This window comes from Burkholderiales bacterium, assembly GCA_035518095.1.
In the GTDB taxonomy this organism is placed as follows: domain Bacteria; phylum Pseudomonadota; class Gammaproteobacteria; order Burkholderiales; family JAHFRG01; genus JAHFRG01.
Genome location: DATIXX010000005.1, coordinates 88,869 through 112,028, shown reverse-complemented (window position 1 = coordinate 112,028; position 23,160 = coordinate 88,869). Strand labels below are relative to the sequence as shown.

Genomic DNA, 23,160 nt, shown 5'->3' with positions numbered 1-23,160 from the left:
TTCACTTCTCCTGCATAATCCGTTCAAGCGAGCGGCGTAGCATGTCCCTCGCGCGGGCGAGCCGTGACATCACCGTGCCCAGCGGAATGTCGGCTACCGTCGCGATTTCCTTATAGGAAAGATCCTCAAGCTCCCGCATAATCAGTATTTCTCTGAACTCGAGCGGCAGCGCTTCAAGCGCACTGTCAAGCAGCCGCTTATCCGCATTTTGCAGCATCGAGACTTGCGGGTCGCCGCTGCTGTCCGCCTCGGCATGCACCTGCTCGTCAAAAGAATCATTCAGCTCCTGGACACGATTCTGCTTCAACCAGCTATAACAAGTATTGCGCACGATGGCGAGCAGCCAGGCGCGTCCGTCTTCGCCCCGGAAGCTGTCGAAAAACTTAAACGCACGCAAGTACGCTTCCTGCACCATATCCTCCGCGTCGTGATCGTTGCGGGTCAGCCAGCGCGCCAAATTATAGGCGGCGCTAAGATGCGGCAGTGCTATTTCTTCAAAGCGCCGGTTCTTATCAGCCAAGGTTTTTCCTATATTGTGTTACCGGGTATCGGCCCATTTTATTCCCGAAACTAAATAAAATGAATTTTGGGAATATTCCTCACGCCTCCTAGGTTATGCAGGGTGTAGACGGTTTGATTGGCAAATCGTCTCGACCAACCTTCATATAGGAGATTCAAAATGTTTACAAACAGAAATAAGTTATCGGCTCTTGCATTAGGCACCCTGCTTTCGATCGCTGCACTTCAGCCTGCACTAGCGGCGAACAGCACCGAGCGCGCGGATAACGATGCAAGCAAGTGGTTTGAGCAACAGCTGGGCAGCGATGGCTTCCCTGCATCTGCGTTTGAGGACCGTTCTAGCTCTTATAATCAGGGAACCGGCATGACTGTCCGCCAGCCCGTAGGTATCGAATCCAACAAGTGGTTTGAGCAACAGCTGGCAAGCGATGGTTCCCCCACGCCCGTATTTGAGGACCGTTCTACATCTGTTTATCAAGGTGTCAGCATGACTGCCCCGCAAGGCGTGGATACCAACGCAAATACTTGGCTTGACCGGCAATTGCGGTCTAGCGACGGCAACCCTGACGGCCAGTAATACCTTTCGTTTGGATGTTTTTTCCTGAATTCCCCGAAGGCACCTTCGGGGAATATTTCGGCTGTGAATCCGGTAATACAAGTCAACGACCCCTAACCTTGATTCAAGGAGACCCAAATGAGCAAATTCAGCCCCGCCGACCCTAGCCACAATCCCGCGCGCCGCCAGGCATTGAGCTGTCTCGCCGCCTGGACCGGCGCCGCCGTCGTCTGGACGGTGGCCGGCGGCGTACCGCGCGCGCTTGGCGCGACAAACGCGGGCACCCTCACAGCGGCCGCGCAGAATGCGCTGACGTTTGTGCAGATTAGCGATACCCATGTCGGCTTTCACAAAGCGGCCAATCCCGACGTTGTCGCCAGCCTGCGCCGTGCGATCGCCGATATCAACGCACTATCGCAAGCACCTGCCTTCGTGGTGCATACCGGCGATGTGAGCCATTTGTCGAAGCCCGAGGAATTCGGTCGGGCGCGTGAAGTGCTTCAGGAAATCCATGTTGATCGCGTGCACACGATTCCAGGCGAACACGACACGATCGATGAAGGCATGAAAGGCTATCTCAAGTTTTTCGATCATGACGGCAATGGCAAGTCCTGGTACAGCTTTGACCAGGGCGGCGTGCATTTCATCGGTTTGAACAACGTGCTGAACTTCAAGATGGGCACGATGGCGGCGCTCGGCGACGAACAAATCGCCTGGATGAAAAGTGACCTCGCGCGCGTCTCGCATTCAACACCCATCGTGGTGCTCGCGCATATTCCGCTGTGGACGATTTGGGAACCCTGGGGTTGGGGCACGGCCGATTCCGCGCAGGCGGTCGCGCTGTTGCGTCCGTTCGGATCGGTCACAGTCTTGAACGGACATATTCATCAAGTGCTGCAGAAGGTCGAAGGCAATATCGCGCTGCACACCGCAATGTCGCTAGCCCACCCGCTGCCCACGCCCGGACAGGAAGGCATCGGCGAACCTGGTCCGGTAACAGTGCCCGCCGGCGAACTCGGCAAGCTGCTCGGCACGCGCCAGCTCAGCGTGGTCCGCGGACAGCAGGAACTTGCGCTGATCGACAGACCCCTCGATCGCTAATTTGCATACGACCGGTTCGTAAATCTGCACCGGCTGTTACGCTATGCTGTTACATCAAGCTCAAAGGTGGTCAATGCATTACGAACCGCAGCACGATGCCCAAGTTTGCGAAATTTGTCATACCTAAATGGAGACTGCCATGAGCTACGCTTTTTCTTGCAACGCCACTTATCCGCTTCGTGTCCGCGCCGTTCTCGGGCTGGTCTTGTGCGCAGCCCTTATAATGCCTGCGACTTTCGCAGCGGCGGCTCCACCCGTGCCGACCGTCGATGTCAATATCGCGAAGTTCGCGTTCGTACCGAAGGAAATTACGATTGCGCCCGGCACCAAGGTGATTTGGACCAATCGCGACGAAACGCCACATACTGTGACCAGCAACGACAAGAGTTTTGCCTCGAAAGGCTTGGATACCGATGACAAGTTCGAGCATACTTTTGCCAGCGAAGGTGACTTTAGTTACTTCTGCACCTTGCATCCGTTCATGACGGGCGTCGTGCACGTGCGCCAGCAATAGCCGGAGTTCGGGCACTTTGGGGCATAGCATCGAGATAAGGAGTCAAAGACGCGACAGCGGACTGATTCCCGTGGTTAAGCTCGATGCCTCATCCATATCCTTTCGGGTGATCGCCGAATCGACCGGATCCATGTCCCGCTCGACTACGCGATTTTCGGAATTACGCCTGTATAATGGCGGCCTTTAACGCAAAGACAAGCGATGCAGGCATTTCTCGCCTCGGTGGGACTGGTCGCAGCGGCGGAAATGGGCGACAAGACACAGCTCCCTTCTTTGGTGCTGGCAGCGAGGCTGCACCGCCCGTATCCCATTATCGCCGGAATAATATGTGCAACACTCTTGAACCACACACTTGCGGGCTCGCTGGGTGTGTGGTTGGCACAGTGGGTTCCGCACACCGTACTCTACTGGATCGCGGCATTTTCATTCATCGTTTTCGGCATTTGGGCCTTGCGCGCCGACTCCCTGGTAAAAGATCCGCGGGTCTATCCAACTGGCGTATTTGTCACGGCGTTCGTTGCATTTTTTCTTGCCGAGATGGGCGATAAAACGCGGCTTGCCACTGTGGCACTTGCCGCCCGTTTCGATGCGCTTGGCGAAGTCGTCCTGGGTACCACCCTGGGAATGCTCATTGCGGATTTGCCTGCCGTATTTTTCGGCGAGGTGCTGGCAAAACGCATTCCCACGCGCCCGATACGATGGCTGGCCGCTTTGCTTTTCGTCGCAATGGGTATCGCAACGTTTTTAGGAAGACTTGCGCCGTCCGTCTAGTCACAGGTCGGATCATTCAAGCTCAACCCGGTCCGAATCAGGTATGCTAAATGTCTCTGGAGTTTTAATGAAACCGTTTATCAGAACTGCACTTCTTTCCGTCGTGCTGGCGTGCTTTTCATCCCCCACGTTTGCCGCAAATGAGACCGAATTGTTGCTCGACCAAGCAATTGCGGGCAACCAGCGCGACGCAAAAAGCAAGGCGCGCGATAGATATCGTCATCCCAAGGAAACCTTGCTGTTCTTTGGGCTTAAATCCAACATGACAGTTGTGGAAATCTGGCCGGGGGCGGGTTGGTACACTGAAATCCTCGCGCCGGTTTTGCGCGATAGAGGCAGGCTGTATGAGGCAACCTACGCCTTACAATCGAAAGCCACGCCTGAAATTCGCAGGGAAATCGGGCGGGAATACCTAAAAACACTCGCGCAACATCCCGGAACTTACGACAAGATCATCCTGACCGAGCTGCAGGCGCCCGAATACACTTCGATTGCCCCGCGCGGCTCGGCCGACATGGTGCTCACATTCCGCAACGTGCACAACTGGGCAAAAGACGGCAACGCCGAAGCTACTTTTAAGGCATTTTATGAAGCATTGAAGCCGGGCGGCATTCTCGGCGTCACAGATCATCGCGCCAAGCCGGGCACAACTCTGCAAGACATGATACGCAGCGGCTATGTGACCGAAGACTATGTGATCGAGCTTGCCCAGCGCGCCGGATTCCGCCTGGTAGCAAAATCGGAAATCAACGGCAATCCTAAAGACAGCAAAAACTACCCCAAAGGCGTATGGACTTTGCCGCCGACGCTGCGCCTCGGTAATCAGGATAGGGAAAAATATCTCGCGATCGGCGAATCAGACCGCATGACGCTGAAATTCGTCAAGCCGAAATAGCTGGAGAGCCTCTGATTAAGTCCTCCACTGATTGCATACCGTCGCAAACGTGCGGCACTTAATCTAAGGTTCCCTGTCGCAATCCGGCGGGAATCAACCAGCGATCGAGCAGTTCAAATCCACCTTGCAGCACGAGCGCCAGCACCGCGGCGGGAATCGCCCCGGCGAGCATGGTTGCGGCATCATTTAAGGCCAAGCCCTGGACAATGCGTTCGCCGTAACCGCCCGCGCCCACAAAAGCGGCAATAGTCGCCGTTCCAACATTTATCACCGCGGAGGTTTTAATGCCGCCAAGGATGGCCCGCGAGGCGAGCGGCAGCTCTATCAATCGCAGGCGCGCGAAGAAGGGTAACCCAAGCGATTGCGCTGCTTCCTTGAGCGAGGGCTGAATATCGCTAATGCCAGCAAATGTATTTCGCACAATCGGCAGCAGCGCATATAGAAACAGCGCAATCAGCGCCGGGATGACACCGATCGTCCCGAGCATGCTAATCAGGAACGCGAGCAGCGCCAGTGACGGCAGCGTCTGTATCACGCCCACCAAGGACAGAATCGGTTGCCTGAACGCAGGCAAGTACGCGGCGCAGACGCCGAGCGGCAGGCCCACCACGATCGCTCCGCCGAGTGACACAAATACCAGCAGCAAATGTTGAACCGTCAATCGCCAGAAGTCCGAGCCAAAGGTAAGATCCAGCAGATTTCTGCCGGAACTTGCGCTCCGCTTTTGCGCCGTTCCCGAAGCGAGGAAATCGGCCGCGATGGCGGCAAAAGACCTGCCTTCAAGCTCAGCTTCAGCATTCATCCGCGCCATCTGCTTTTCAGAAATCCGGCCCTCCAGCTTGTGCAGCGCCGCCCAGGTTTCTGGAAAGCGACGCGGCACATCGCTGCGATAAAGAATTAGCGCATGGTAAGCGGGGAAAGCGTGCTTGTCATCGCGCAGCACGCGCAAACCATACTTGGCAATTTTGGCATCTGTGGAATAAATATCCATGACATCGATCTTGCCTTCGGCCAGTGCCTCATAAGCCAGACCGTGATCGATGCCCATCGGCTCAAACGCTAGCGTGTACACGCTTTTGACCAGCGGCCATCCATCCTTGCGGTTCAAAAATTCCTGCGACAATCCTAATTTCAGTTCAGGCTCGTGAGCAAGATCGCTGATACTTGAGATGCCGAGCTGCATCGCGCGCGCGTCGAGCATCGCGAGCGCATAGGTGTTGTTGAACCCCAGCGGCAACCCGGCCGTCAGACCCAGGGGAGCAAGCTCGCGGTTGAGCGCCGCGAGATCGCCAGCCGTGTTTTTTTTCAGCAGCTCGAACCAGATAGTCCCGGAATATTCCGGATATAAATCGATATCGCCGCTTCGCAACGCCGCAAACAGTATCCCGGTATTACCCAGTCCCTGATGGTAATCAACCGTCGTTTCATGCGCACTTCTTGCGGTCTGATCCAGGATTTCGCCGAGGATGTAGGATTCAGTGAAGCGCTTGGAGCCAATGTTGAGCGTAGCGTCGGCGGAGACTGCGGGCGCAAGCAGCGGCAAACAGATCCACAGTACTCCATTTTTCATCACCGCAACTCCGCGACCATCGGGCGCTGCACCTGGATGAACTGCTTTACGTACGGTTCGGCCGGATGACGCAGCAGTTCGCCGAGCGCACCGCGCTGCACTACCCGGCCCTCGCGCAGCAGCACAATGTCGGACGCCAAGTACGCTGCCTCGTTGATATCGTGCGTCACCAAAATGACTGTCTTACCGAGTTGGCTAAATATGCTCTTCAGCTCGGCTTGTAATGCACTGCGCACGACCGGGTCGAGCGCGCCTAATGGCTCGTCGAGCAGCAGCACATCGGGATCAAGCATCAACGCGCGCATTAATCCGACGCGCTGGCGCTGGCCTCCGGAAAGTTCGCGCGGAAAGCGAGCAAGCGCCTCGCGCGGAAGCCGCACGAGCTCCGCCAAATTATTCACCCGCTCGTTAATCCACGACGCGTTGCGCTTTAAGAAGATCGCGAGCAAAACCACGTTCCCGCGCGCTGTCAAATGAGGAAACAAGCCCGCGTCTTGTATTACGTATCCGATGGCATGACGCGCACTTTCTACGTTACTGGCGGTCATATGTTCGCCGTTGAAAATCACCCGTCCCTCGTCGGGCTGAATCAAACCCAGCATTAAGCGAAGCAATGTGGACTTTCCGCAACCGCTTGGACCGATGAGCGCCGTAATGCCGCCCGTTGCGAAGGTAAGGCTGGTACGGGCGAGAGCCAGCTGTTTTCCATAAGTTTTGGAAACGTTTTCCAGGGCAATCATCTGATTAGCACATATTGATGACGCGAGGTAGCCTAACATTACAATGACGGTTACGCCACTGCCGTTCACGGCATTAACAGGTTAGAATGACAGCGCCGATTTTTACGGGGAGTTTCAAATGGACTCGCATTCGTTGAGCTTTAAGGCCAAAACCGAATTCACCCGCCGCGAGTTTGTGGCAGGTATGTTGGCCACCGGTTTTGCCCTCGCTGTGCAGCCCGTATCCGCGCAAGCCATTCACACCGATGACAATGGATTAACCGCCGGCGAAGTGAAGATTCCGGTGCCGGACGGCGAAATTCCAGCATATCGCGCGATGCCCGCCGCGGGGGGCCGGTTTCCCGTGGTCCTGGTCGTTCAGGAAATTTTCGGCGTGCATGAGCACATTAAAGATGTCTGCCGTCGGCTCGCCAAAATCGGCTACCTGTCAGTCGCGCCGGAACTCTACGTACGCCAGGGTGACGTATCGAAACTCTCGGACATTCAGCAAATAATCGATCAAGTGGTATCCAAGGTTCCGGATGCCCAGGTCATGTCGGATCTTGATGCGAGTGTGGCCTGGGCGGAAATATCCGGCAACGGCAATACCGCGAAGCTTGGAATCACCGGTTTTTGTTGGGGCGGGCGCATCGTCTGGTTGTATGCCGCGCACAGCAATAAGCTTAAAGCGGGTGTAGCCTGGTATGGACCGCTCGCCGGCAATACCAGCGCATTGAAGCCCAAGAATCCGCTAGACCTTGTAGCATCGCTTAAAGCTCCAGTACTGGGTCTGTATGGCGGGGCTGATCAGGGTATACCGCTGGAAACCATAGAGCGCATGCGCAAAGCGCTTAAAGAAGCGGGCAGCAAGTCGGAAATCGTGATTTATCCGAATGCGCCCCATGCCTTTAATGCCGATTACCGCCCGAGTTATCGCAGAACTGAAGCGCGGGATGGATGGCAAAAATTGCAGGCCTGGTTCAAGACGCACGGCGTGGCATAGGTATGGGAATTGTGATGCGGCCGGTTCCCATCCTTATCCTCGGGTTGGCGTTGAGCCTGCCCGTATACGCCGTTGATCTAAGCACCCTCAGCAACAAGGACGCTGTCGGCGGACTAAAAGAAGCCTTGGACGAAAGTTGCCGCGCCGCAGTGGGAAAACTGGGTATCAAGGACGGCTTTCTCGGTAATCCGCGAGTCAAGATTCCTTTGCCGGGCGAACTGCAAAAGGCCGCGAATGTAATGCACAAATTTGGCCTCGGCAGCTATGCGGATGAACTGATTGTCACCATGAACCGTGCCGCGGAAGCTGCGGTCCCCGAAGCCAAACCGATACTCCTGAATGCCGTAAAAAAGATGACCGTGCGCGATGCCAAGGGAATACTCGCCGGGGGCGAGGACGCAGCCACGCAGTATTTCCGCAAAACCACTGAAAACTCGCTGCACGCCAAATTCCTGCCGATTGTCAAGGAAGCGACGCGCAAGGTAGGCCTGGCGGAAAAATACAATGAATTCGCCGCCAAAGCGACGCAATTCGGATTGACCCGCGCACCTGACCTGGACCAATATGTGACGCAAAAAACGCTCGACGGCCTGTTTCTGGTGATGAAGGAGCAAGAAAAAGCGATACGGGCGCATCCCGCCGCATACGGCGGCAAGCTGCTGCATGAGGCTTTTGGCGCCGTAGCGCGCTAGTTGGATTTATGGCCTGTGAACTCGACAAGAACAGGGCTGCGCGAGCAAGCGGATCCCCACCGGACCAACCTGGCCGAATGGGGCGAGATTGCTGTTTACCCGCTCAGGCAGGCGGGCGTTATCACAACGATTGGCATTTTTTGCAACCGAATCGGTAGAACAAAGCATGGCACTACGGCACGGCACCCGTTACTGGCTTTCAACACAGAACTGCATTCATCTGTGCAAATTGCGCTTGTCGCGCATTGAAGAGGCGATACTCAATGCTGCCCATGCCACTTCCTGAGATACGGTCCGGAACCACTACGACGTTGAAGGATGCCGCGTCCTGCAGACGCTGGATTGAGCAATTACCGCTTACCAACTCAATGCAAGTGCAGCAGCAATTGACCTCGGAACTTAAGCGACTCCTGCAATTCCGGGCAGTTCCCCTGGAGCGACTCAAGACGCTTGAGGAGTTGCGCGAGACAGTGGAATTGATACAGAGCGAGTGCTCGAGGAAATACGCCGGGAAACCAGTGCCGCCGACCGCAGCGGAGGTGGCGCTGTGGAAGCAGGTGCTGGAACTGTGGCAGACTCTTCGGGCGACTTATCAGCGTTGCCTGCAGGATGCTGTCGAAAGCGGTGGAGAAGCGAAGAAAGACTTCGCGCTCATATGCCAGCGCTGCATTCGGTATACGGCCTTGTCCATTTTGGAGTACTACCTTACCAGCCAGGAAGTGTTCCCGGATTTGTGGCGGCACCTGCACGCGCTATATCTGTTTGCCGAAAAACACGGTTGCGCCGACGCCCCGGTGCAAGACGGCATCGACCACGAGCCAAATAACACAAGCTGTGCGGCAACCTATGCCCAAGCCCTGTTGCTCGGTCTCGGCAATCCGTATTCGCTCACTCCCAAGCAACTCGAACTCGCCAAGCGCTGGGTGGGGAAATGGGGTGGCAAAATAAACATCGTAGCAGAACCGTCAGAGGGCGCCTTTGTAGTCGCAGTAGATCTTGAAAGCAGTCAAGGCGCGATGCCTGTGTTGCGTGAAAGCAATTCCCCATCGACCCGCTACCTTGTTGTTGATGACCTTGCGAAAAACCTGCTGAAACGAATCCTGCTGCTCGAACAAGGCCAGCAGCCCACGGATATCGGTCTTGGCACGGACTTCACGCAGCCCGGAGGTGAAACTCTTCTCAGGCTGCTCTACCAACAGTGGTGCAAGCCGGGCACTGGAGCGGTAAGTTCCCGCCGTCAGGTAGAAAATGTAATGCAGGTTTGCACCGGCATTCCGGCCATTCATTATCATATTACGGGCAAACCGTTCAAGCAGCCCGGAGCTCCGCGGCTTTCTCGTGAAGAGGAAGAAGAGCTTGCAACGTTTGGCCACCTAAGCAAGCAACGCGAAGAACAGCGGGCTTCGCAAATGGGTTTTGCATTGGAATCATGGAAAACGATCAATGAGGGAGCCGACGGTTTCGGCTTGGTGCGCGCATCGGACGGCGGCGCGTCGCGAATGCATCTTCGCCAGCTCATCGGAACCTGCCCGCCAGGCGCAAAAACTTTTTTATTGTGCGTTGTGCAATGGCTTACTCTTAAGCAGGACGGGCAGTTGCGCATGGGCGTGCGTACTTTGCCCGGAATTCCAGAGCCCGTTTCGGTACGGCCAGCAGGGGGAGGTATGCCTCCTCCTTATGTGCAGGCCTTTCTGCTGCCGGACGTGGCGGACCAGAACATCGAGCCTTCGCTTATTCTTCCGGGCGGATTGTTTCAGACGGGACGCGTGATAGAGGTATTCACCAGCGAGCCGCAGCGCGTCAAACTCACGAGGCTAATGGAAAAAGGCAGCGACTTCGAGCAGGTCGACTTCAGCAGTGCATGAACATCGGCAACGCCAGCTCAGAAAAACCATTCCGTCAACATTAGTTTTTGTTTTTTCCCAACTCGGTTATGATGATTTTCCGAAATCGACGGCAAATTCTGTGCGCATAGATCATGGCAGAGCACGGCAAAGTAGTTCCTACCCCGACTGAAATCAAGCTGCATCAGAAATCGAGGGTACTGGAAATTTCATTTTCAGACGGAAAAATCTTCCAGCTTTCGTACGAATTTCTGCGCGTATTTTCTCCTTCGGCCGAAGTGCGCGGCCATGGGCCCGGCCAGGAAACACTTCAGGCCGGTAAAAAAAACATTGAAATTACCGCGCTTGAGCCGGTGGGCAGCTACGCGGTGCAGCCGCGTTTTTCGGATGGACATGACACCGGCATCTATTCGTGGGATTACCTTTACCTGCTGGGGGAAAACCAGGAACGGATGTGGCACGAGTACTTGACGCGCATCGAAGCCGCAGGTGCAAGTCGCGAGCCGGTTGCCGGTGCGTATGAGTCGCGCCCCAAATCGAAATAGGCGTTTCGGGAAAAGCTATTTAGACGGGGGCTTTTTGGCGCTCATGGAATGCTTGAATATCATTGCCTCAAAGCCTTTTTCGCGGAGTCGATTGATTAAGGTCTCGCTATGAACCCATCTACCGATTTCGGTTTTCAAAGAGTTGCCGAAGAGGAAAAAACCTCGCGGGTTGCAGGCGTATTCAACTCGGTCGCGAACCGCTATGACCTGATGAACGATTTGATGTCGCTGGGCGCGCACCGGCTGTGGAAGCGTTTTGCCGTCGAACTGAGCGCAACCCGGGTGGGCGATCATGTGCTCGATATCGCCGCAGGCACCGCCGATATGAGTTTGCTCTTTGCTAAGCGTATGGGCAAGAACGGCACGGTCTGGTTCACTGATGTAAACAACAGCATGCTCAGGCTCGGCCGCGACCGGCTGCTCGACCGCGGCTTGACGTTGCCGACCGCACAATGCAATGCGGAAAAGCTTCCTTTTCCAAGCGATTGCTTCGATTGCGTGAGCGTGGCATTTGGACTCAGGAACATGACCCGCAAGGATTTGGCGTTGCGTGAAATGCTGCGCGTGCTGAAACCCGGGGGACGGCTTTTAGTGTTGGAATTTTCCAAAATCTGGAAGCCGCTGCAGCCAATTTACGATGCTTATTCGTTCAACGTTTTGCCGGCCCTGGGTAAGCTCGTGGTCAACGATCCCGACAGCTACCGCTACCTTGCAGAGTCCATCCGTGTGCACCCCTCACAGGAAGAACTCAAGCAGATGATGGAACAGGCCGGTTTTGAGCGCGTCGAATACTTTAATCTCAGCGCCGGCGTAGTGGCGCTGCATCGCGGCTATAAATATTGACTCATGCTAGCTACTGTTGCCTTCAGCCCGCAGGGCTCACAATCGCGTTCCGCACGCGGATTCAAGATCATTCTGATCAACCTGTACGAGCTGGGGCGGCAGCCCTTCGCCCTGGCCGAATCCGCGGCCTGGCTGAGGCGCGCGGGATTTGAAGTACGCTGTATAGATCTGTCCCTGCAAAAACTCGACGCGCACGAGCTGGCGGAATCTTCGCTGGTCGCCGTTTACGTTGGCATGCACACCGCAACACGCATCGCTCTGGACGCATTGCCGCGCATCAAGCAACTCGCGCCCAGGGCGCACCTGTGCGTGTATGGTTTGTACGCGCCCATGAACGAAATGCTCTTGAGAAGCCTGGGTGCGCAAAGCGTGCTCGGCGGTGAATTTGAGCCCGGGCTGCTGAATCTTGCACAACGGCTTAAAAACGGGCGCGCATCGGCGAAGCAAGCCGAGCCGGTGGTTAATCTCGACAAAATTAGATATATGGTGCCCGAACGTTCACTGCTTCCCGGCCTGCACCGATACGCGCGGCTGGAGCTGCCCGACGGGAGCACGCGAGTGGTCGGCTTTGCCGAAGCCAGCCGCGGCTGCAAGCATTTATGCCGTCATTGCCCCGTGGTGCCGGTGTATCAAGGCAGGTTTCGCGTCGTGCAGGCGGAGGTCGTGCTTGCGGACATCCGCCAGCAGGTGGCGATGGGCGCGCAACACATTTCTTTCGGGGATCCCGATTTCTTCAATGGGCCGACACATGCGCTCAAAATTGTGCGCGCGCTACACGATGAATTTCCCGAAGTCACTTACGACGCGACCATTAAGGTGCAGCATCTTATCAATAATGCTGCGCTACTTCCGGAACTAAAAAGATGCGGATGCCTGTTTATCACCTCGGCAGTGGAATCGGTGGATGACCGCATTCTCGAATATTTGGCGAAACACCACTCCAGCGAGGATTTCGATCGCGTGGCGGTGTTGCTAGGTAACGCCGGCATCGCTTTCGCCCCGACTTTTGTCGCGTTCACTCCGTGGACCACAGTAGAAGGTTATATCGATCTGCTGCGGCGCATTGCAGATCTCGATCTCGTGGAGAGCGTGCCACCGGTGCAGCTGTCCCTGCGATTGTTGATTCCCGAAGGCTCACGCTTGCTGCAATTGCCGGAATTTCGCGATCGGGTCGAAGATTTTGACCCGGTTCTCTTGGGTTATCCCTGGCGGCATCGAGATCCGAAGGTGGATCTGCTGCAAGCTGAGACACAGTCGCTGGCCGAACAATCCAATACGCTTGACCGCAGCGAGGTTTTTGAGCGCATCTGGCGGCTGGCGCACGGCATGCAGGGGGTTACAGTTCCCGCGTTGCCCCGATCAAAAAGCCCGAAATCGATTCCCCGATTGTCCGAGCCTTGGTATTGCTGCGCTGAGCCCACGCGCCAGCAGTTGCAGAGTTTCTAGAGCCTGACCCGGCGTCTATGTAGCTGGGCAGCCGGGGATTGAAAACGTGCGGCGCATACTGCTTCTTCTTCCCACCACCTCTTACCGCAACAGCGATTTTCTCGCGGCTGCCGAAGCGCTTAAAATTGAAATTATCGGCGCGGCGGATTACTGCCATCAGCTCGCACCACATTGGGGATTAACAGCGATCATGTCGGTGCATTTCGATATGCCGGAACAGGCGGCGCAAACCATACTACAAGCACTCGCGTGCAGGCCCGATGCCGTGTTGGCCGTGGACGATCACGGACTTGAGCTGGCGGCATTGCTCAATGAGCGACTTGGACTGAGCGGAAACCGGCCAGAAGCGGTCCGAAGACTGCGCGACAAACTGGAATTCCGCAAGCTATTGAACGCCCACGGTTACAACTGCCCGGAGTTTCATCATTTGCAGGACGGCGCAGACCCCGCCGGCCTGATTCCAAGTTTGCGTTTTCCGGTAGTGGTCAAAGCAAGACGGCTTTCCGCGAGCCGGGGCATAATCCGTGCCGACCATGCGCAGCAATACCTGCAGGCCGCTATCCGGGTGCGCGCGATCCAGAGCAAAGCCGACCGCGATGCCGCGGGGCTCGGCCTGGTGATCGAAAGCTTCGTTCCAGGAATGGAATATGCGCTTGAAGGCGTACTGCAAAATGGTCGTCTCAAAACCCTGGCGCTATTCGACAAGCCTGATCCGCTGGACGGCCCTTATTTCGAGGAGACGCTTTACGTCACGCCGTCCCGTCTTGCGCAAGAAACCCAGAAGCAGATAGAGCATACGGTTCAGGACGCCTGCCGGCTCGCGGGCCTCGCGACCGGTCCGGTGCACGCCGAAATGCGCTTGAACGGCTCGGGCGTTTGGCTGCTGGAGATTGCGGCGCGTTCAATCGGCGGGTTGTGCGGACGGGTGCTGCGCCATGCGCTGGGCATGAGTATCGAGGAACTGATTTTGCGCCAAGCGATGGGTGAATCGCTGCCAGCGTTTCGCGGTGAGACATCTGTAGCAGTAATGATGATACCTATTCCCCGGCGCGGGATTTACCAAGGTGTGCGCAATCTTGACCTTGCGCGGAAATCACCCGGGATTACCGATATCCGGATCACTGCCGAAATCGGACAGATCATCCTTCCACCGCCGGAAGGCGCGAGCTACCTTGGTTTTATTTTTGCCAGGGGCGCGAACTCCATGGAGGCGGAATCTGTCATAAGGTCGGCACACCGGCTTTTGCAGTTCGATATTCAGCCCGAATTCCAGGTGATAGAATCTTGAACATGAATCAGAGCGCCTTAAATAAATCTTTCCTGCTGCTCGTGCTGGTCTTGTTTAGTTTCGGACAGACTGTTTTTGACGTACAAGCCGCCAAACACCGCGGCCACGGGAGCAGCATCGCCAAGCGGCATGATTCGACAAGGCAGCAGACTCCGCCCAGCGCCGCCCAGCGACCGGCTCAACAGACCATGCCCTCGCCTGCAGCGGCCATTGAAACCAGGCCTGCCGCAGCATTGACTGCAGGCGGACTTCTGGCAGCCGTGTTCACCGGGACCGCTTTCGACGGAATCCGCTTGGCCGACATCGCGATGCTTGCGCTGCTGTTCGGCGCCGTTTATTTCATCTTCCGCATGCTGCGGAAAAAGCCGGCAAATAATGCGATGCAGTACGCGGTGCTGGGGGCTGAAACCACGCCCTCGCTGCCACCAAGGATGTTCGGCGGCACGGCACAACCCGCTCCGTATCCGCTTGGTTTCGAGATCGAACCTTTTCTGCGCAGCGCCAAGGAAGGCTATTTCCGTTTGCAAGCGGCGAATGCTTACAAGGACCTCGATGTAATCCGCGATTACACGACGCCCGAAACATTTCAAGAGCTGAGCAAACAGATCGCGGCGCGCGGCAACGAGCGGCAAGAATGCGATATCATCACCCTGGATGCCGAATTGCTGGAGCTCGCAATCGAGCACAATATCGCCCATGCCAGCGTCAGGTTCAGCGGGCTGAGCCGTGAACCCGCCGGTGCTCCGGCCCGGCCGTTCTATGAAATCTGGGACGTGCAAAAATTCCTGAATGACTCCGACTCGGTCTGGCTGCTTGCCCGCATCAAGCAGGTTGGATGATCCCTAAACATGTTCGACGCCGCATTGAACCATTTACTGCGCGGTGAGTCGTGGTCGCGCGAGCGCCTTAAGCCTTTTGCCGGCAAGACCGTGCGATTCCAGGTGCCGCCGTTTTGTTTGTCTCTTACCGTTACTTCCGGCGGCGAAGTGACCTCTGCGGCCGCTGAATCGGCGCCGGACGCGAAATTTTTCCTCACTCCTCCGCTCCTGCTGCGCCTTTTAGTACGCGACGAGGCGGCATACAAGGACGTTGAAATCACCGGGGACAGCGAATTTGCCGGAGAAATCGCATACGTCGCGAAAAACCTGCGCTGGGATGCAGAGGAGGATCTAAGCCGTTTCGTCGGTGATATCGCTGCCCGGCGCCTAGTCAGCGCCGCTAGAAGTTTCAGCACCTGGGGCAGGCAGACGTTCGACGGCTTTAGCCGCTCTTTTTCGGAATATTGGACTGAAGAGCGGCCGCTGATCGCCAAATCCGAGCACGTCAGGCAATTTATCGCGGAAGTTGATGCCCTGCGCGATGATGTCGAGCGTCTGGAAAAGCGGCTGCAAGACATCTCTCCTCGCTGACAACTAGCCGGTACCGCATCTGGCGGTTACAATCCGCGCATGCGGTTTTTCCGCCTTCTTAAAATCACCAGCATCAGTCTGCGCTTCGGACTCGACGAGTTCGTTCTTGGGCACGAGCGTGTGCGTGCCCTGCGCGTACTGCTTAGGATTTTTCTGTTTTGGCGTACGCTCAGAAAGCCACGCGCCGAACGGCTGCGCCTGGCACTGGAAGCGCTGGGGCCAATCTTCGTCAAATTCGGACAGGTACTGTCTACGCGGCGCGACCTGCTACCCGCGGATATTGCGGATGAGTTGGCGAAACTTCAGGACCAAGTTCCTCCATTCCCCTCTGCGCAAGCCATTGCAACATTGGAGAGAGTTTACGGCAAACCTCTGGACCTGGTGTTTGAGAAATTCGACTCGCAACCGATTGCAAGCGCGTCCGTCGCGCAAGTGCATCTTGCTGTACTCGATAACGGGACCGAGGTCGCGGTCAAAGTCCTGCGCCCCGGCATAACTGAAGTGATTGCCAAGGACTTGGCCTTGCTGGATATCGGCGCGTCGCTCATCGAAACGCTGTGGGCAGACGGGAAGCGTTTAAAACCGCACGAAGTGGTGGCGGAATTCAAGAAACATCTATATAACGAGTTGGACCTTTTGCACGAGGCGGCCAACGCCAGTCAACTCCGCCGCAATTTCGAAAATTCCCCTCTGCTGCGGGTTCCCGAAGTATTTTGGGATTACTGCTCGACCGAAGTCATGGTCATGCAGCGCATGCGCGGTACGCCGATCAGCCAGGTCGAAGCGTTGAGGAAACAAGGCGTGGATATTCCCAAACTGGCTCGGGCCGGTGTTGAAATATTTTTCACGCAGGTCTTGCGCGACGGCTTTTTTCATGCCGACATGCATCCGGGGAATATTTTTGTAACACCGCAAGGGCAATATGTCGCGCTCGATTTTGGAATCATGGGCACGCTTGACGATGTTGACAAGAATTACCTTGCGCAGAATTTCCTTGCGTTTTTCCGACGCGACTACAAGCGGGTGGCGCAGGCCCACATCGAGTCAGGCTGGATCCCCAAGGATACGCGGGCAGACGAGTTCGAGGCCGCGATCCGGGCCGTATGCGAACCGATTTTCGACCGGCCGCTCAAGGACATTTCCTTTGGCAAACTGTTGTTACACCTGTTTCAGACTTCGCGTCGCTTTAACGTCGAAATCCAGCCGCAGCTGGTGCTGCTGCAAAAGACTTTGCTAAACATAGAGGGGTTGGGCCGCGAGCTTGATCCCAACCTGGACTTGTGGAAAACCGCCAAGCCGTTCCTCGAGCGCTGGATGAGCGAGCAAGTAGGCTGGCGCGGTCTTTTGCGCCGCATCCGCCAGGAAGCGCCGTTCTGGAGTACGCTGCTGCCGCAACTGCCCCGCCTCATGCACCGCGCGCTTACTGAAGATCGCACGCAAACACTGAAGCAGGAACTGGAGCAGTTGCAGGTTGAGCACCGGGAGCAGACCATGTGGCTGGTCGCTATCGCTGCTTTGCTCGCCACCCTGCTGGCTCTCCTTGTTTTGCACACCTGAATGCTGGCCTGGCCGCTGGGTCAACAACGCTTCTTTGACGGAAATCATCGTCGCCAATCCGATTCGATGCTTCCACATATTTGTTAGAATACCCCGTTTTTTATCGGCTTGAGCGTACATGGCGCTACTCGAAATCCGCAACGTTACCCGCCGCTTTGGCACTCTGGTCGCGGTGGACAATGTAAGCGTCAACATCGAGGCCGGAGAATTTTTTACCCTGTTAGGGCCCTCAGGTTGCGGCAAAACCACCTTGCTTCGGATGATCGCAGGATTCGACCTGCCGGACGCCGGACAAATCTTGCTTGACGGCAAGGACCTTGCCGGCACGCCGCCCGAGAAACGCCCGATACACACTGTTTTCCAGAGTTACGCGCTGTTTCCGCACATGACCGTCACGGGGAATATCGCTTTCCCCCTCAAGATGGCGGGAAAAAGCCCGGACGAAACTGCGGTCAAAGTCAGAGAGGTGTTGGAGCTGGTTCACCTCTCAGATAAAGGCGAAAGTTTTCCGCATGAGCTTTCCGGAGGCCAGAAGCAGCGCGTTGCGCTTGCTCGCGGACTGGTCAACCGTCCGCGGCTGCTGATGCTCGATGAACCACTCGGCGCACTGGACGCCAAACTGCGCGAGGAGATGCAAATTGAGCTCATAACGTTGCAGCGCGACGTCGGCATTACGTTCGTATTTGTGACGCACTCGCAGGCTGAAGCGCTTGCGCTTTCACATCGCATCGCGGTGATGAATGCCGGCAGGATCGAGCAGGTAGATGTGCCCTCGAAAATTTACAGTTTTCCCGCAAACCGTTTTGTTGCGGACTTCATCGGCCGTATCAACATGCTGGAAGCGGAAGTACTGGAGACAGACTCTGATTATCTGCGGGTTCGCATCCCCGGCATGGGCGAGGTTCGGGCGCCGGTCAAAATCGGCGCAGCGCGCGGACAGCGAGGTGTGCTGGCTCTGCGCCCGGAGCAAGTGCGAATCGCCGCAAAAATTGAGGAGGCGGCAGGTGAGAACCACTTTCCCGGAAAAGTGCGCGATTTATTGTACGTAGGCGATATTACCACTTACATCGTCGACCTCACAAACGGGGCCCGCATTGAAGCGCTGCTGCCTAATTCGGCTCCGGGGCGCGGCAAGTTTTTCGAAAGCGGAGATAAAGTCGAAGTGGCATGGTCAAAGGACGCAGGACTATTTCTGCATGAATAAATTTCTGACTTCTGCGCGTGTCACCAAGTGGCTGGTGAGCGGGCCGCCTTTTCTTTATTTGGCAACATTTTTCCTGCTTCCCAGTATCATCATTCTGATTGCCTCCTTCCGCTATCCCGGCGACTACGGCGGGCTCGCTCCGATATTCGGAGCCCAATTCGGAAAGCAATCCGGGCTGACGCTGGAAACGTACAAATTTTTCTTCAGCGATTTCATCTACACGCAGGTATTCATCAAATCCTTTGGCGTAGCAATGGCCACGACATTGATCTGCCTGCTAATGGCTTATCCGCTGGCTTTGTTGATTGCCCACAGCCCGAAAAAGCACCGGGACTTCATGGTATTGTTGGTAATATTGCCTTTTGCCAGCAACTTCCTGATCCGGGTTTATGCCTGGATGATCATCCTGGGTCCACAGTCGGCTTTCAGCCTCGCGGTCAACAATTTCCTCGGATGGTTTGGCGTTGCGCCTGTGCCGCTGCTGTTTTCGCCGTTCGCGGTCCTGGTGGGTATGGTATACGTACATTTGCCGTTCATGGTGCTGCCGCTGTACACCAATCTGGAGAAACACGACCCGGTATTGCTTGATGCCGCCCAAGATCTCGGCGCAAATGCCTGGAATAGATTTTGGAAAGTCACCTGGCCATTGTCGCTGCCCGGCGTGTACTCCGGCTCCGCTTTGGTATTCATTCCGGTGCTCGGCATGTTTGCTATTCCGGATATCCTTGGCGGCACCGGCGATATCCTGATCGGTAATCTTATTAAAGACCAGTTCCTTGGAACTCGCGACTGGCCTTTTGGCAGCACGCTTTCGATCATGCTCACTATCGCGGTACTGTCGCTTGCAGGCATTACGGCGCTGATCAGCCGTCGAGGTGTTAGAAATGCGTAGGCGCTCCTGGCTGTGGTCGGTCTCAGTCCTGGTGTATGCGTTTCTCTACGTGCCGCTTATCATCGTCGTGGTGTATTCTTTTAACGACTCGCGGCTGAACGCGGAATGGGTGGGCTTCACGCTCAATTGGTATCGCGTGCTGTCCCACGACAATCAGATGATCAGCGCCGCGGTCAATTCGCTTACCATTGCAGTTGTTTCCAGCTTGGTCGCCACGGCTTTGGGCACCATGGCGGGTATCGCCATCCACCGCTACAAACCGAAACTGCTTCCATTCATGGTCATCACACCGGTGGCGATGCCGGAAATCCTGTTGGGCGTTTCGCTGCTTTTGTTTTTCATACAGGTGATGAACCTCACACTAGGCATGCTGTCGATCATGATAGCTCACATCACGTTCTGCATCGGCTTTGTCGCCATCGTGGTGCGCGCGCGGTTGGCAGGAATGGATGAAAGCATATTTGAGGCGGCGCGCGATCTAGGCGCCACACCGTGGCAAACCTTCAGGCTCGTCACATTCCCGCTGATCATGCCTGGCGTGATTGCCGGCATGCTGATGTCATTTACCCTTTCGATCGATGATTTCGTTATTACTTTCTTTACCGTAGGCGTCGGGGTGTCAACTCTCCCGTTGCAGATTTACTCGATGATCAAGATCGCGGTAACGCCCGAGGTGAACGCTGTCTCCACCCTGCTCATGGCGCTGACGCTGACGACCATTATCGTCGCCTCCAGATTCGCGCCCGATGCTCTGCGGGGAGCTATGAAATGAAGCGCTGGCTTTTTATCTGGGGGTTGCTCATCAGCGCCAGCGCTTTTGGCGAAGACGTGTTGCATCTCTACAACTGGAACAACTACATCTCGGACGACACGGTGGAGCGGTTTGAGAAATTCTGCAATTGCAAGCTGGTGCAGGATTATTACGGGGATAACGAGGAAATGCTGGCAAAGCTTGCCGCAGGCGCTACCGGCTACGATGTCATCGTGCCGACCCAGAATGCCGTGGATTCCCTGATCAAACAAGATGCGCTGCGCCCACTCGACAAATCACTTCTGCCTAATCTCAAGAACATAAAACCGGAGTACCTGAACCGCGATTTCGACCCCGGCAATAAATACTCCGTACCCTATGCATATTCGACCACGGTGATAGGCTACAACGAGCAAAAAATGCAGGAACTCGGTCTGCCCACCGATACCTGGGCGGTGATTTTCGAGCCGAAATACCTAAAAAAGGTAAAGGGCCGGGTCACCGTGCTTGATTCGCAACGGGAGCTGATGGCGGCTGCCATGAAATACCTCGGCTATTCGATCAACGACACGGACGAGGAAAAATGGAAGCAGGCGCGCGATCTGATCATCCGTGCCAAACCGTACTGGGCCGCATTTAACGCGCAGAGCTATATCAAGGAGCTCACGGTCGGCAACATTTGGCTTGCGCACGGCTACTCCAGCGATTTTTTCCAGGCCGCGCAGGACGCGAAAAAGGCGCATCGCAATTTCACCATAAAGTGGACAATTCCCAGGGAAGGTGCGGTGATAGGAATGGACAGCATGGTCATACACAAATCCGGACCGCGGCCGGACCTTGCGCATAAATTCATCAATTTCATGCTCGAAGGCCAAAATTCTGCGGAGCTGACCAATCTTATTGGCGCCGGCAATCCCAATGCCGCGGCACTTCCGTACATCAGGCCGGAGATTGCGCAAAACCCGGCGATCTTCCCTGACCCGGAAACGATCAAGCACCTGGAATACATGAAAGATCTCGATCGAACGCACCGGCGGATCATGTCCAGAATGTGGACCGAGATCAAGTTGAAGCAGGGCGAAAGTGACGGTCTGTTTTGGAAAGTATTAGCGGCGCTGCTGGGCGTAATCGCCTTGTTGGTACTTGCGCGCTCCGCTTATCGCCGGTTCAGAGCGGCGCGGTTTCCTAGCGGCGCAAAATCCACAGTATCAACGTAAGCAACGCCGAGACAATCAGCCCGCTGGTGAGCGGGAAATAGAACACGAAGCCCTTGCGTTCGATGCGGATATCCCCGGGAAGATGGCCCAGTCCCACTTTTGCAAGCCACGGCCAGAGCAAGCCTGCGACGACCAGAATCAGACCCAGAACGACCAACCAACGTCCCATACCCAGTGTCATTCCACTTCGATGGTGCCGCTGATGACAACGCTAATCTGGCTGGTGCCTGCCTCCACATTAGGCGCTGAGACCTCCGGCGAGGCCATTGCGCGGGCAAGCATTGGGCGCGGATGAAACGCGCTGGTATTGATGCTCATTTTTCGCAGCTTGTAGCCGCGTCCGTTAAGCGAGTGCTTAATGATATCGGCACGTTCGCGAAAATTGGAAATGGCTTGGGCGATCAGCTCGTTCTCCGCCTGCCGCCTCGCATCAGGAGATACCGTAAAAACAAGAGAAGAAAGACGCATCGTAGACTGCAGCTTGCCGATGAGATTGGAAGCGGCGCTGAAATCCCGACTCTCAATGCGGATCTCGGAGCGCACTCTCCACGCTTCCAATCTGGCAGTCTTGCTGTAAACCGGATAAGTCTGATAGCCTTCTGTGCTCGCCTTCACGCTTTTAACCTCCTGCGCGGCGCGCAATGCTTCATTCACGATTTTATTCACCGCATCGGAGACTCGCGCGGGATTTTCGCCGCTTTGTTCAACGTATAAGGATGCGGTCATCAAATCGTTCTGGACATCGCGCTGCGCTTCCGCCTGCAACTCCACCATGTTATAGCTCGGGGGCTCCTCCGCAGCGCGAGCGAAGTCGGTGGCGGCCAGGACAGCCAGTGTAAAAAGCGAAGCAAGCTGAACCGTTTTCATCCCGGGGCTTTCAAATCTGTGAAGTACAATTCGGACACCGTTTGGCTTTTATCGGGATGGTGGAAAAGCATTGCGGGCATTCTTTGGTCGTCGGCGCAGCCTGTTCCTTGCGCTTCAACTGATTGATGGCGCGAACCAGCATAAAAACCGCGAACGCCACAATAACAAAGCCCACAACCGCGTTAAGGAACTTGCCGTAGTTTATGGTGACCGCGCCTGCTTTCTGCGCTTCCGCCAGACTTGCATAAGGCGCGGCCGCAGCGCCTTGTTTGAGCACAATAAAAAGATTGGAAAAATCCACATTGCCGAGAATCAACCCAATCGGTGGCATGATTACGTCGGCCACCAGTGATTGAACGATGGCACCAAAGGCGGCGCCGATAATGATGCCCACGGCCATGTCCACCACGTTGCCGCGCATCGCGAACTCCCTGAACTCCTTAAGCATAACCCTGGCTCCTTTCAATTCTGGGCTACCCGGTTTCATCCTGCTTCAACAGGTCTCCCACCGCAGATGGTAATTTTCCCTGAAAACAGCGCGACGTCCTCAGCTGAAATCTACACCGTCGCCTTATGCAGCGTTCTTTTGAGGCGATGGATCGTACGCCGGATGCTTTTGAGCTGCCCGTGGTCATGCGCCGCAAGAAACTCATCGCGTCTTTTCTTCAATGCCCGGATTTGGGTCTTGATGGCCGTTTTGTTGACCCCCACCACCTCGTGATGCCCGTGCGTAGGGATATTCAGGGCCTTGCACAAGGCGACCAGCAGATGGTCCTTGTTCAACTGGGAATAGCCCTTCACCGCCTCGTGTTCGACGCCTTTGGCGATTTCGCGAAGCTCAACCACGGTTTTGCCTTTCAGCTCTTCAAAAGTGTAAGCCATAGCTTTGTTCCTACTTGGTGAATACCCCTCATATTATGCCTCAAGTGCCCGTGGTCATAGTTAATCGACCTTGAC

26 protein-coding genes are annotated in these 23,160 nt (G+C 55.8%); 19 read left to right on the top strand and 7 right to left on the bottom strand.

Translation table 11 applies throughout. The features are described from left to right. Position 1 precedes the first annotated feature (1 nt). Positions 2–520, bottom strand: coding sequence for a sigma-70 family RNA polymerase sigma factor (locus VLV32_00865; protein HUL40450.1), 519 nt, complete (start codon positions 518–520; stop codon positions 2–4). A 159-nt stretch (positions 521–679) separates the two neighbouring features. Here VLV32_00865 and VLV32_00860 point away from each other — a divergent pair, with 159 nt between their 5' ends. The 5 genes from VLV32_00860 to VLV32_00840 all read left to right on the top strand — a co-directional run bounded on the left by VLV32_00860 (position 680) and on the right by VLV32_00840 (position 4,356). After that, positions 680–1,096, top strand: a complete 417-nt coding sequence (locus tag VLV32_00860; protein HUL40449.1) for a hypothetical protein — start codon at positions 680–682, stop codon at positions 1,094–1,096. A 117-nt stretch (positions 1,097–1,213) separates the two neighbouring features. Next, positions 1,214–2,176, top strand: a complete 963-nt coding sequence (locus VLV32_00855; GenBank protein ID HUL40448.1) for a metallophosphoesterase — start codon at positions 1,214–1,216, stop codon at positions 2,174–2,176. Positions 2,177–2,315: 139 nt separating this feature from the next. After that, complete coding sequence (locus tag VLV32_00850) at positions 2,316–2,690, top strand: cupredoxin family copper-binding protein (GenBank protein HUL40447.1); 375 nt, start codon at positions 2,316–2,318, stop codon at positions 2,688–2,690. A 201-nt stretch (positions 2,691–2,891) separates the two neighbouring features. Continuing rightward, on the top strand, positions 2,892–3,461 hold the full coding sequence (locus VLV32_00845) for a TMEM165/GDT1 family protein (protein HUL40446.1): 570 nt from the start codon (positions 2,892–2,894) through the stop codon (positions 3,459–3,461). A 67-nt stretch (positions 3,462–3,528) separates the two neighbouring features. Beyond that, positions 3,529–4,356 (top strand): methyltransferase, encoded by an 828-nt coding sequence (locus VLV32_00840; GenBank protein ID HUL40445.1) that lies wholly within the window; start codon positions 3,529–3,531, stop codon positions 4,354–4,356. A gap of 58 nt (positions 4,357–4,414) precedes the next feature. Here VLV32_00840 and VLV32_00835 read toward each other — a convergent pair whose 3' ends face one another. Together VLV32_00835 and VLV32_00830 are read right to left on the bottom strand one after the other, a co-directional pair. After that, on the bottom strand, positions 4,415–5,926 hold the full coding sequence (locus VLV32_00835; GenBank protein ID HUL40444.1) for a glycine betaine ABC transporter substrate-binding protein: 1,512 nt from the start codon (positions 5,924–5,926) through the stop codon (positions 4,415–4,417). Then, positions 5,926–6,735 (bottom strand): ATP-binding cassette domain-containing protein, encoded by an 810-nt coding sequence (locus VLV32_00830; GenBank protein ID HUL40443.1) that lies wholly within the window; start codon positions 6,733–6,735, stop codon positions 5,926–5,928. The genes VLV32_00835 and VLV32_00830 overlap by 1 nt, the downstream gene beginning before the upstream one ends. A gap of 49 nt (positions 6,736–6,784) precedes the next feature. On the opposite strand from VLV32_00830, the gene VLV32_00825 reads away from it, so the two are divergent. The 14 genes from VLV32_00825 to VLV32_00760 all read left to right on the top strand — a co-directional run bounded on the left by VLV32_00825 (position 6,785) and on the right by VLV32_00760 (position 21,336). Beyond that, entirely contained in the window at positions 6,785–7,648 is an 864-nt protein-coding gene (locus VLV32_00825) for a dienelactone hydrolase family protein (GenBank protein HUL40442.1), read from the top strand. Continuing rightward, positions 7,603–8,340 (top strand): DUF4197 domain-containing protein, encoded by a 738-nt coding sequence (locus VLV32_00820; GenBank protein ID HUL40441.1) that lies wholly within the window; start codon positions 7,603–7,605, stop codon positions 8,338–8,340. The genes VLV32_00825 and VLV32_00820 overlap by 46 nt, the downstream gene beginning before the upstream one ends. Before the next feature lie 263 nt (positions 8,341–8,603). Next, the gene (locus tag VLV32_00815; protein ID HUL40440.1) at positions 8,604–10,205 is read left to right on the top strand and encodes a hypothetical protein; all 1,602 of its coding nucleotides are present in this window, start codon (positions 8,604–8,606) and stop codon (positions 10,203–10,205) included. Positions 10,206–10,318: 113 nt separating this feature from the next. Next, positions 10,319–10,729 carry a DUF971 domain-containing protein gene (locus VLV32_00810; GenBank protein HUL40439.1) on the top strand — a complete coding sequence of 137 codons (411 nt, stop codon included), beginning with the start codon at positions 10,319–10,321 and terminating at the stop codon, positions 10,727–10,729. A gap of 108 nt (positions 10,730–10,837) precedes the next feature. Continuing rightward, a complete protein-coding gene (gene ubiE / locus VLV32_00805) occupies positions 10,838–11,572 on the top strand; it encodes a bifunctional demethylmenaquinone methyltransferase/2-methoxy-6-polyprenyl-1,4-benzoquinol methylase UbiE (GenBank protein HUL40438.1) in 735 nt (244 codons plus the stop codon). 3 nt (positions 11,573–11,575) lie between these two features. Beyond that, positions 11,576–13,018, top strand: a complete 1,443-nt coding sequence (locus VLV32_00800) for a CUAEP/CCAEP-tail radical SAM protein (protein ID HUL40437.1) — start codon at positions 11,576–11,578, stop codon at positions 13,016–13,018. A gap of 46 nt (positions 13,019–13,064) precedes the next feature. Next, positions 13,065–14,306, top strand: a complete 1,242-nt coding sequence (locus VLV32_00795; protein HUL40436.1) for an ATP-grasp domain-containing protein — start codon at positions 13,065–13,067, stop codon at positions 14,304–14,306. A 2-nt stretch (positions 14,307–14,308) separates the two neighbouring features. Beyond that, positions 14,309–15,145: a Tim44-like domain-containing protein gene (locus VLV32_00790; GenBank protein HUL40435.1), complete on the top strand. Its 837-nt coding sequence runs from the start codon at positions 14,309–14,311 to the stop codon at positions 15,143–15,145. 9 nt (positions 15,146–15,154) lie between these two features. Continuing rightward, a complete protein-coding gene (locus VLV32_00785) occupies positions 15,155–15,715 on the top strand; it encodes an SCP2 sterol-binding domain-containing protein (protein HUL40434.1) in 561 nt (186 codons plus the stop codon). 39 nt (positions 15,716–15,754) lie between these two features. Beyond that, positions 15,755–17,272 (top strand): ubiquinone biosynthesis regulatory protein kinase UbiB, encoded by a 1,518-nt coding sequence (ubiB, locus tag VLV32_00780; GenBank protein ID HUL40433.1) that lies wholly within the window; start codon positions 15,755–15,757, stop codon positions 17,270–17,272. Positions 17,273–17,390: 118 nt separating this feature from the next. After that, the gene (locus VLV32_00775) at positions 17,391–18,476 is read left to right on the top strand and encodes an ABC transporter ATP-binding protein (protein ID HUL40432.1); all 1,086 of its coding nucleotides are present in this window, start codon (positions 17,391–17,393) and stop codon (positions 18,474–18,476) included. Continuing rightward, positions 18,469–19,368, top strand: coding sequence for an ABC transporter permease (locus VLV32_00770; protein ID HUL40431.1), 900 nt, complete (start codon positions 18,469–18,471; stop codon positions 19,366–19,368). The genes VLV32_00775 and VLV32_00770 overlap by 8 nt, the downstream gene beginning before the upstream one ends. Continuing rightward, a complete protein-coding gene (locus tag VLV32_00765; protein ID HUL40430.1) occupies positions 19,361–20,140 on the top strand; it encodes an ABC transporter permease in 780 nt (259 codons plus the stop codon). Before VLV32_00770 ends, VLV32_00765 begins: the two co-directional genes overlap by 8 nt. Next, the gene (locus VLV32_00760) at positions 20,137–21,336 is read left to right on the top strand and encodes a spermidine/putrescine ABC transporter substrate-binding protein (protein HUL40429.1); all 1,200 of its coding nucleotides are present in this window, start codon (positions 20,137–20,139) and stop codon (positions 21,334–21,336) included. The genes VLV32_00765 and VLV32_00760 overlap by 4 nt, the downstream gene beginning before the upstream one ends. Here VLV32_00760 and VLV32_00755 read toward each other — a convergent pair. From VLV32_00755 to VLV32_00740, 4 genes are all read right to left on the bottom strand, one after another. Continuing rightward, positions 21,305–21,505: a DUF2905 domain-containing protein gene (locus tag VLV32_00755; GenBank protein HUL40428.1), complete on the bottom strand. Its 201-nt coding sequence runs from the start codon at positions 21,503–21,505 to the stop codon at positions 21,305–21,307. The genes VLV32_00760 and VLV32_00755 overlap by 32 nt on opposite strands. A gap of 8 nt (positions 21,506–21,513) precedes the next feature. Further along, positions 21,514–22,203, bottom strand: coding sequence for an SIMPL domain-containing protein (locus VLV32_00750; protein HUL40427.1), 690 nt, complete (start codon positions 22,201–22,203; stop codon positions 21,514–21,516). Between the two features lie 10 nt (positions 22,204–22,213). After that, the gene (mscL, locus tag VLV32_00745) at positions 22,214–22,651 is read right to left on the bottom strand and encodes a large conductance mechanosensitive channel protein MscL (protein ID HUL40426.1); all 438 of its coding nucleotides are present in this window, start codon (positions 22,649–22,651) and stop codon (positions 22,214–22,216) included. A 110-nt stretch (positions 22,652–22,761) separates the two neighbouring features. Beyond that, positions 22,762–23,085, bottom strand: coding sequence for a hypothetical protein (locus VLV32_00740; protein HUL40425.1), 324 nt, complete (start codon positions 23,083–23,085; stop codon positions 22,762–22,764). Positions 23,086–23,160: the final 75 nt, after the last annotated feature.

Bases quoted from the DNA above. Each gene is read 5' to 3' on its own strand.
- VLV32_00860 (HUL40449.1), top strand. From the start codon at position 680: ATGTTTACAAACAGAAATAAGTTATCGGCTCTTGCATTAGGCACCCTG.
- VLV32_00855 (HUL40448.1), top strand. From the start codon at position 1,214: ATGAGCAAATTCAGCCCCGCCGACCCTAGCCACAATCCCGCGCGCCGC.
- VLV32_00850 (HUL40447.1), top strand. From the start codon at position 2,316: ATGAGCTACGCTTTTTCTTGCAACGCCACTTATCCGCTTCGTGTCCGC.
- VLV32_00845 (HUL40446.1), top strand. From the start codon at position 2,892: ATGCAGGCATTTCTCGCCTCGGTGGGACTGGTCGCAGCGGCGGAAATG.
- VLV32_00840 (HUL40445.1), top strand. From the start codon at position 3,529: ATGAAACCGTTTATCAGAACTGCACTTCTTTCCGTCGTGCTGGCGTGC.
- VLV32_00835 (HUL40444.1), bottom strand. From the start codon at position 5,926: ATGAAAAATGGAGTACTGTGGATCTGTTTGCCGCTGCTTGCGCCCGCA.
- VLV32_00825 (HUL40442.1), top strand. From the start codon at position 6,785: ATGGACTCGCATTCGTTGAGCTTTAAGGCCAAAACCGAATTCACCCGC.
- VLV32_00820 (HUL40441.1), top strand. From the start codon at position 7,603: ATGGCAAAAATTGCAGGCCTGGTTCAAGACGCACGGCGTGGCATAGGT.
- VLV32_00815 (HUL40440.1), top strand. From the start codon at position 8,604: ATGCTGCCCATGCCACTTCCTGAGATACGGTCCGGAACCACTACGACG.
- VLV32_00810 (HUL40439.1), top strand. From the start codon at position 10,319: ATGGCAGAGCACGGCAAAGTAGTTCCTACCCCGACTGAAATCAAGCTG.
- ubiE (HUL40438.1), top strand. From the start codon at position 10,838: ATGAACCCATCTACCGATTTCGGTTTTCAAAGAGTTGCCGAAGAGGAA.
- VLV32_00800 (HUL40437.1), top strand. From the start codon at position 11,576: ATGCTAGCTACTGTTGCCTTCAGCCCGCAGGGCTCACAATCGCGTTCC.
- VLV32_00790 (HUL40435.1), top strand. From the start codon at position 14,309: ATGAATCAGAGCGCCTTAAATAAATCTTTCCTGCTGCTCGTGCTGGTC.
- VLV32_00785 (HUL40434.1), top strand. From the start codon at position 15,155: ATGTTCGACGCCGCATTGAACCATTTACTGCGCGGTGAGTCGTGGTCG.
- ubiB (HUL40433.1), top strand. From the start codon at position 15,755: ATGCGGTTTTTCCGCCTTCTTAAAATCACCAGCATCAGTCTGCGCTTC.
- VLV32_00775 (HUL40432.1), top strand. From the start codon at position 17,391: ATGGCGCTACTCGAAATCCGCAACGTTACCCGCCGCTTTGGCACTCTG.
- VLV32_00770 (HUL40431.1), top strand. From the start codon at position 18,469: ATGAATAAATTTCTGACTTCTGCGCGTGTCACCAAGTGGCTGGTGAGC.
- VLV32_00765 (HUL40430.1), top strand. From the start codon at position 19,361: ATGCGTAGGCGCTCCTGGCTGTGGTCGGTCTCAGTCCTGGTGTATGCG.
- VLV32_00760 (HUL40429.1), top strand. From the start codon at position 20,137: ATGAAGCGCTGGCTTTTTATCTGGGGGTTGCTCATCAGCGCCAGCGCT.
- VLV32_00755 (HUL40428.1), bottom strand. From the start codon at position 21,505: ATGGGACGTTGGTTGGTCGTTCTGGGTCTGATTCTGGTCGTCGCAGGC.
- VLV32_00750 (HUL40427.1), bottom strand. From the start codon at position 22,203: ATGAAAACGGTTCAGCTTGCTTCGCTTTTTACACTGGCTGTCCTGGCC.
- mscL (HUL40426.1), bottom strand. From the start codon at position 22,651: ATGCTTAAGGAGTTCAGGGAGTTCGCGATGCGCGGCAACGTGGTGGAC.
- VLV32_00740 (HUL40425.1), bottom strand. From the start codon at position 23,085: ATGGCTTACACTTTTGAAGAGCTGAAAGGCAAAACCGTGGTTGAGCTT.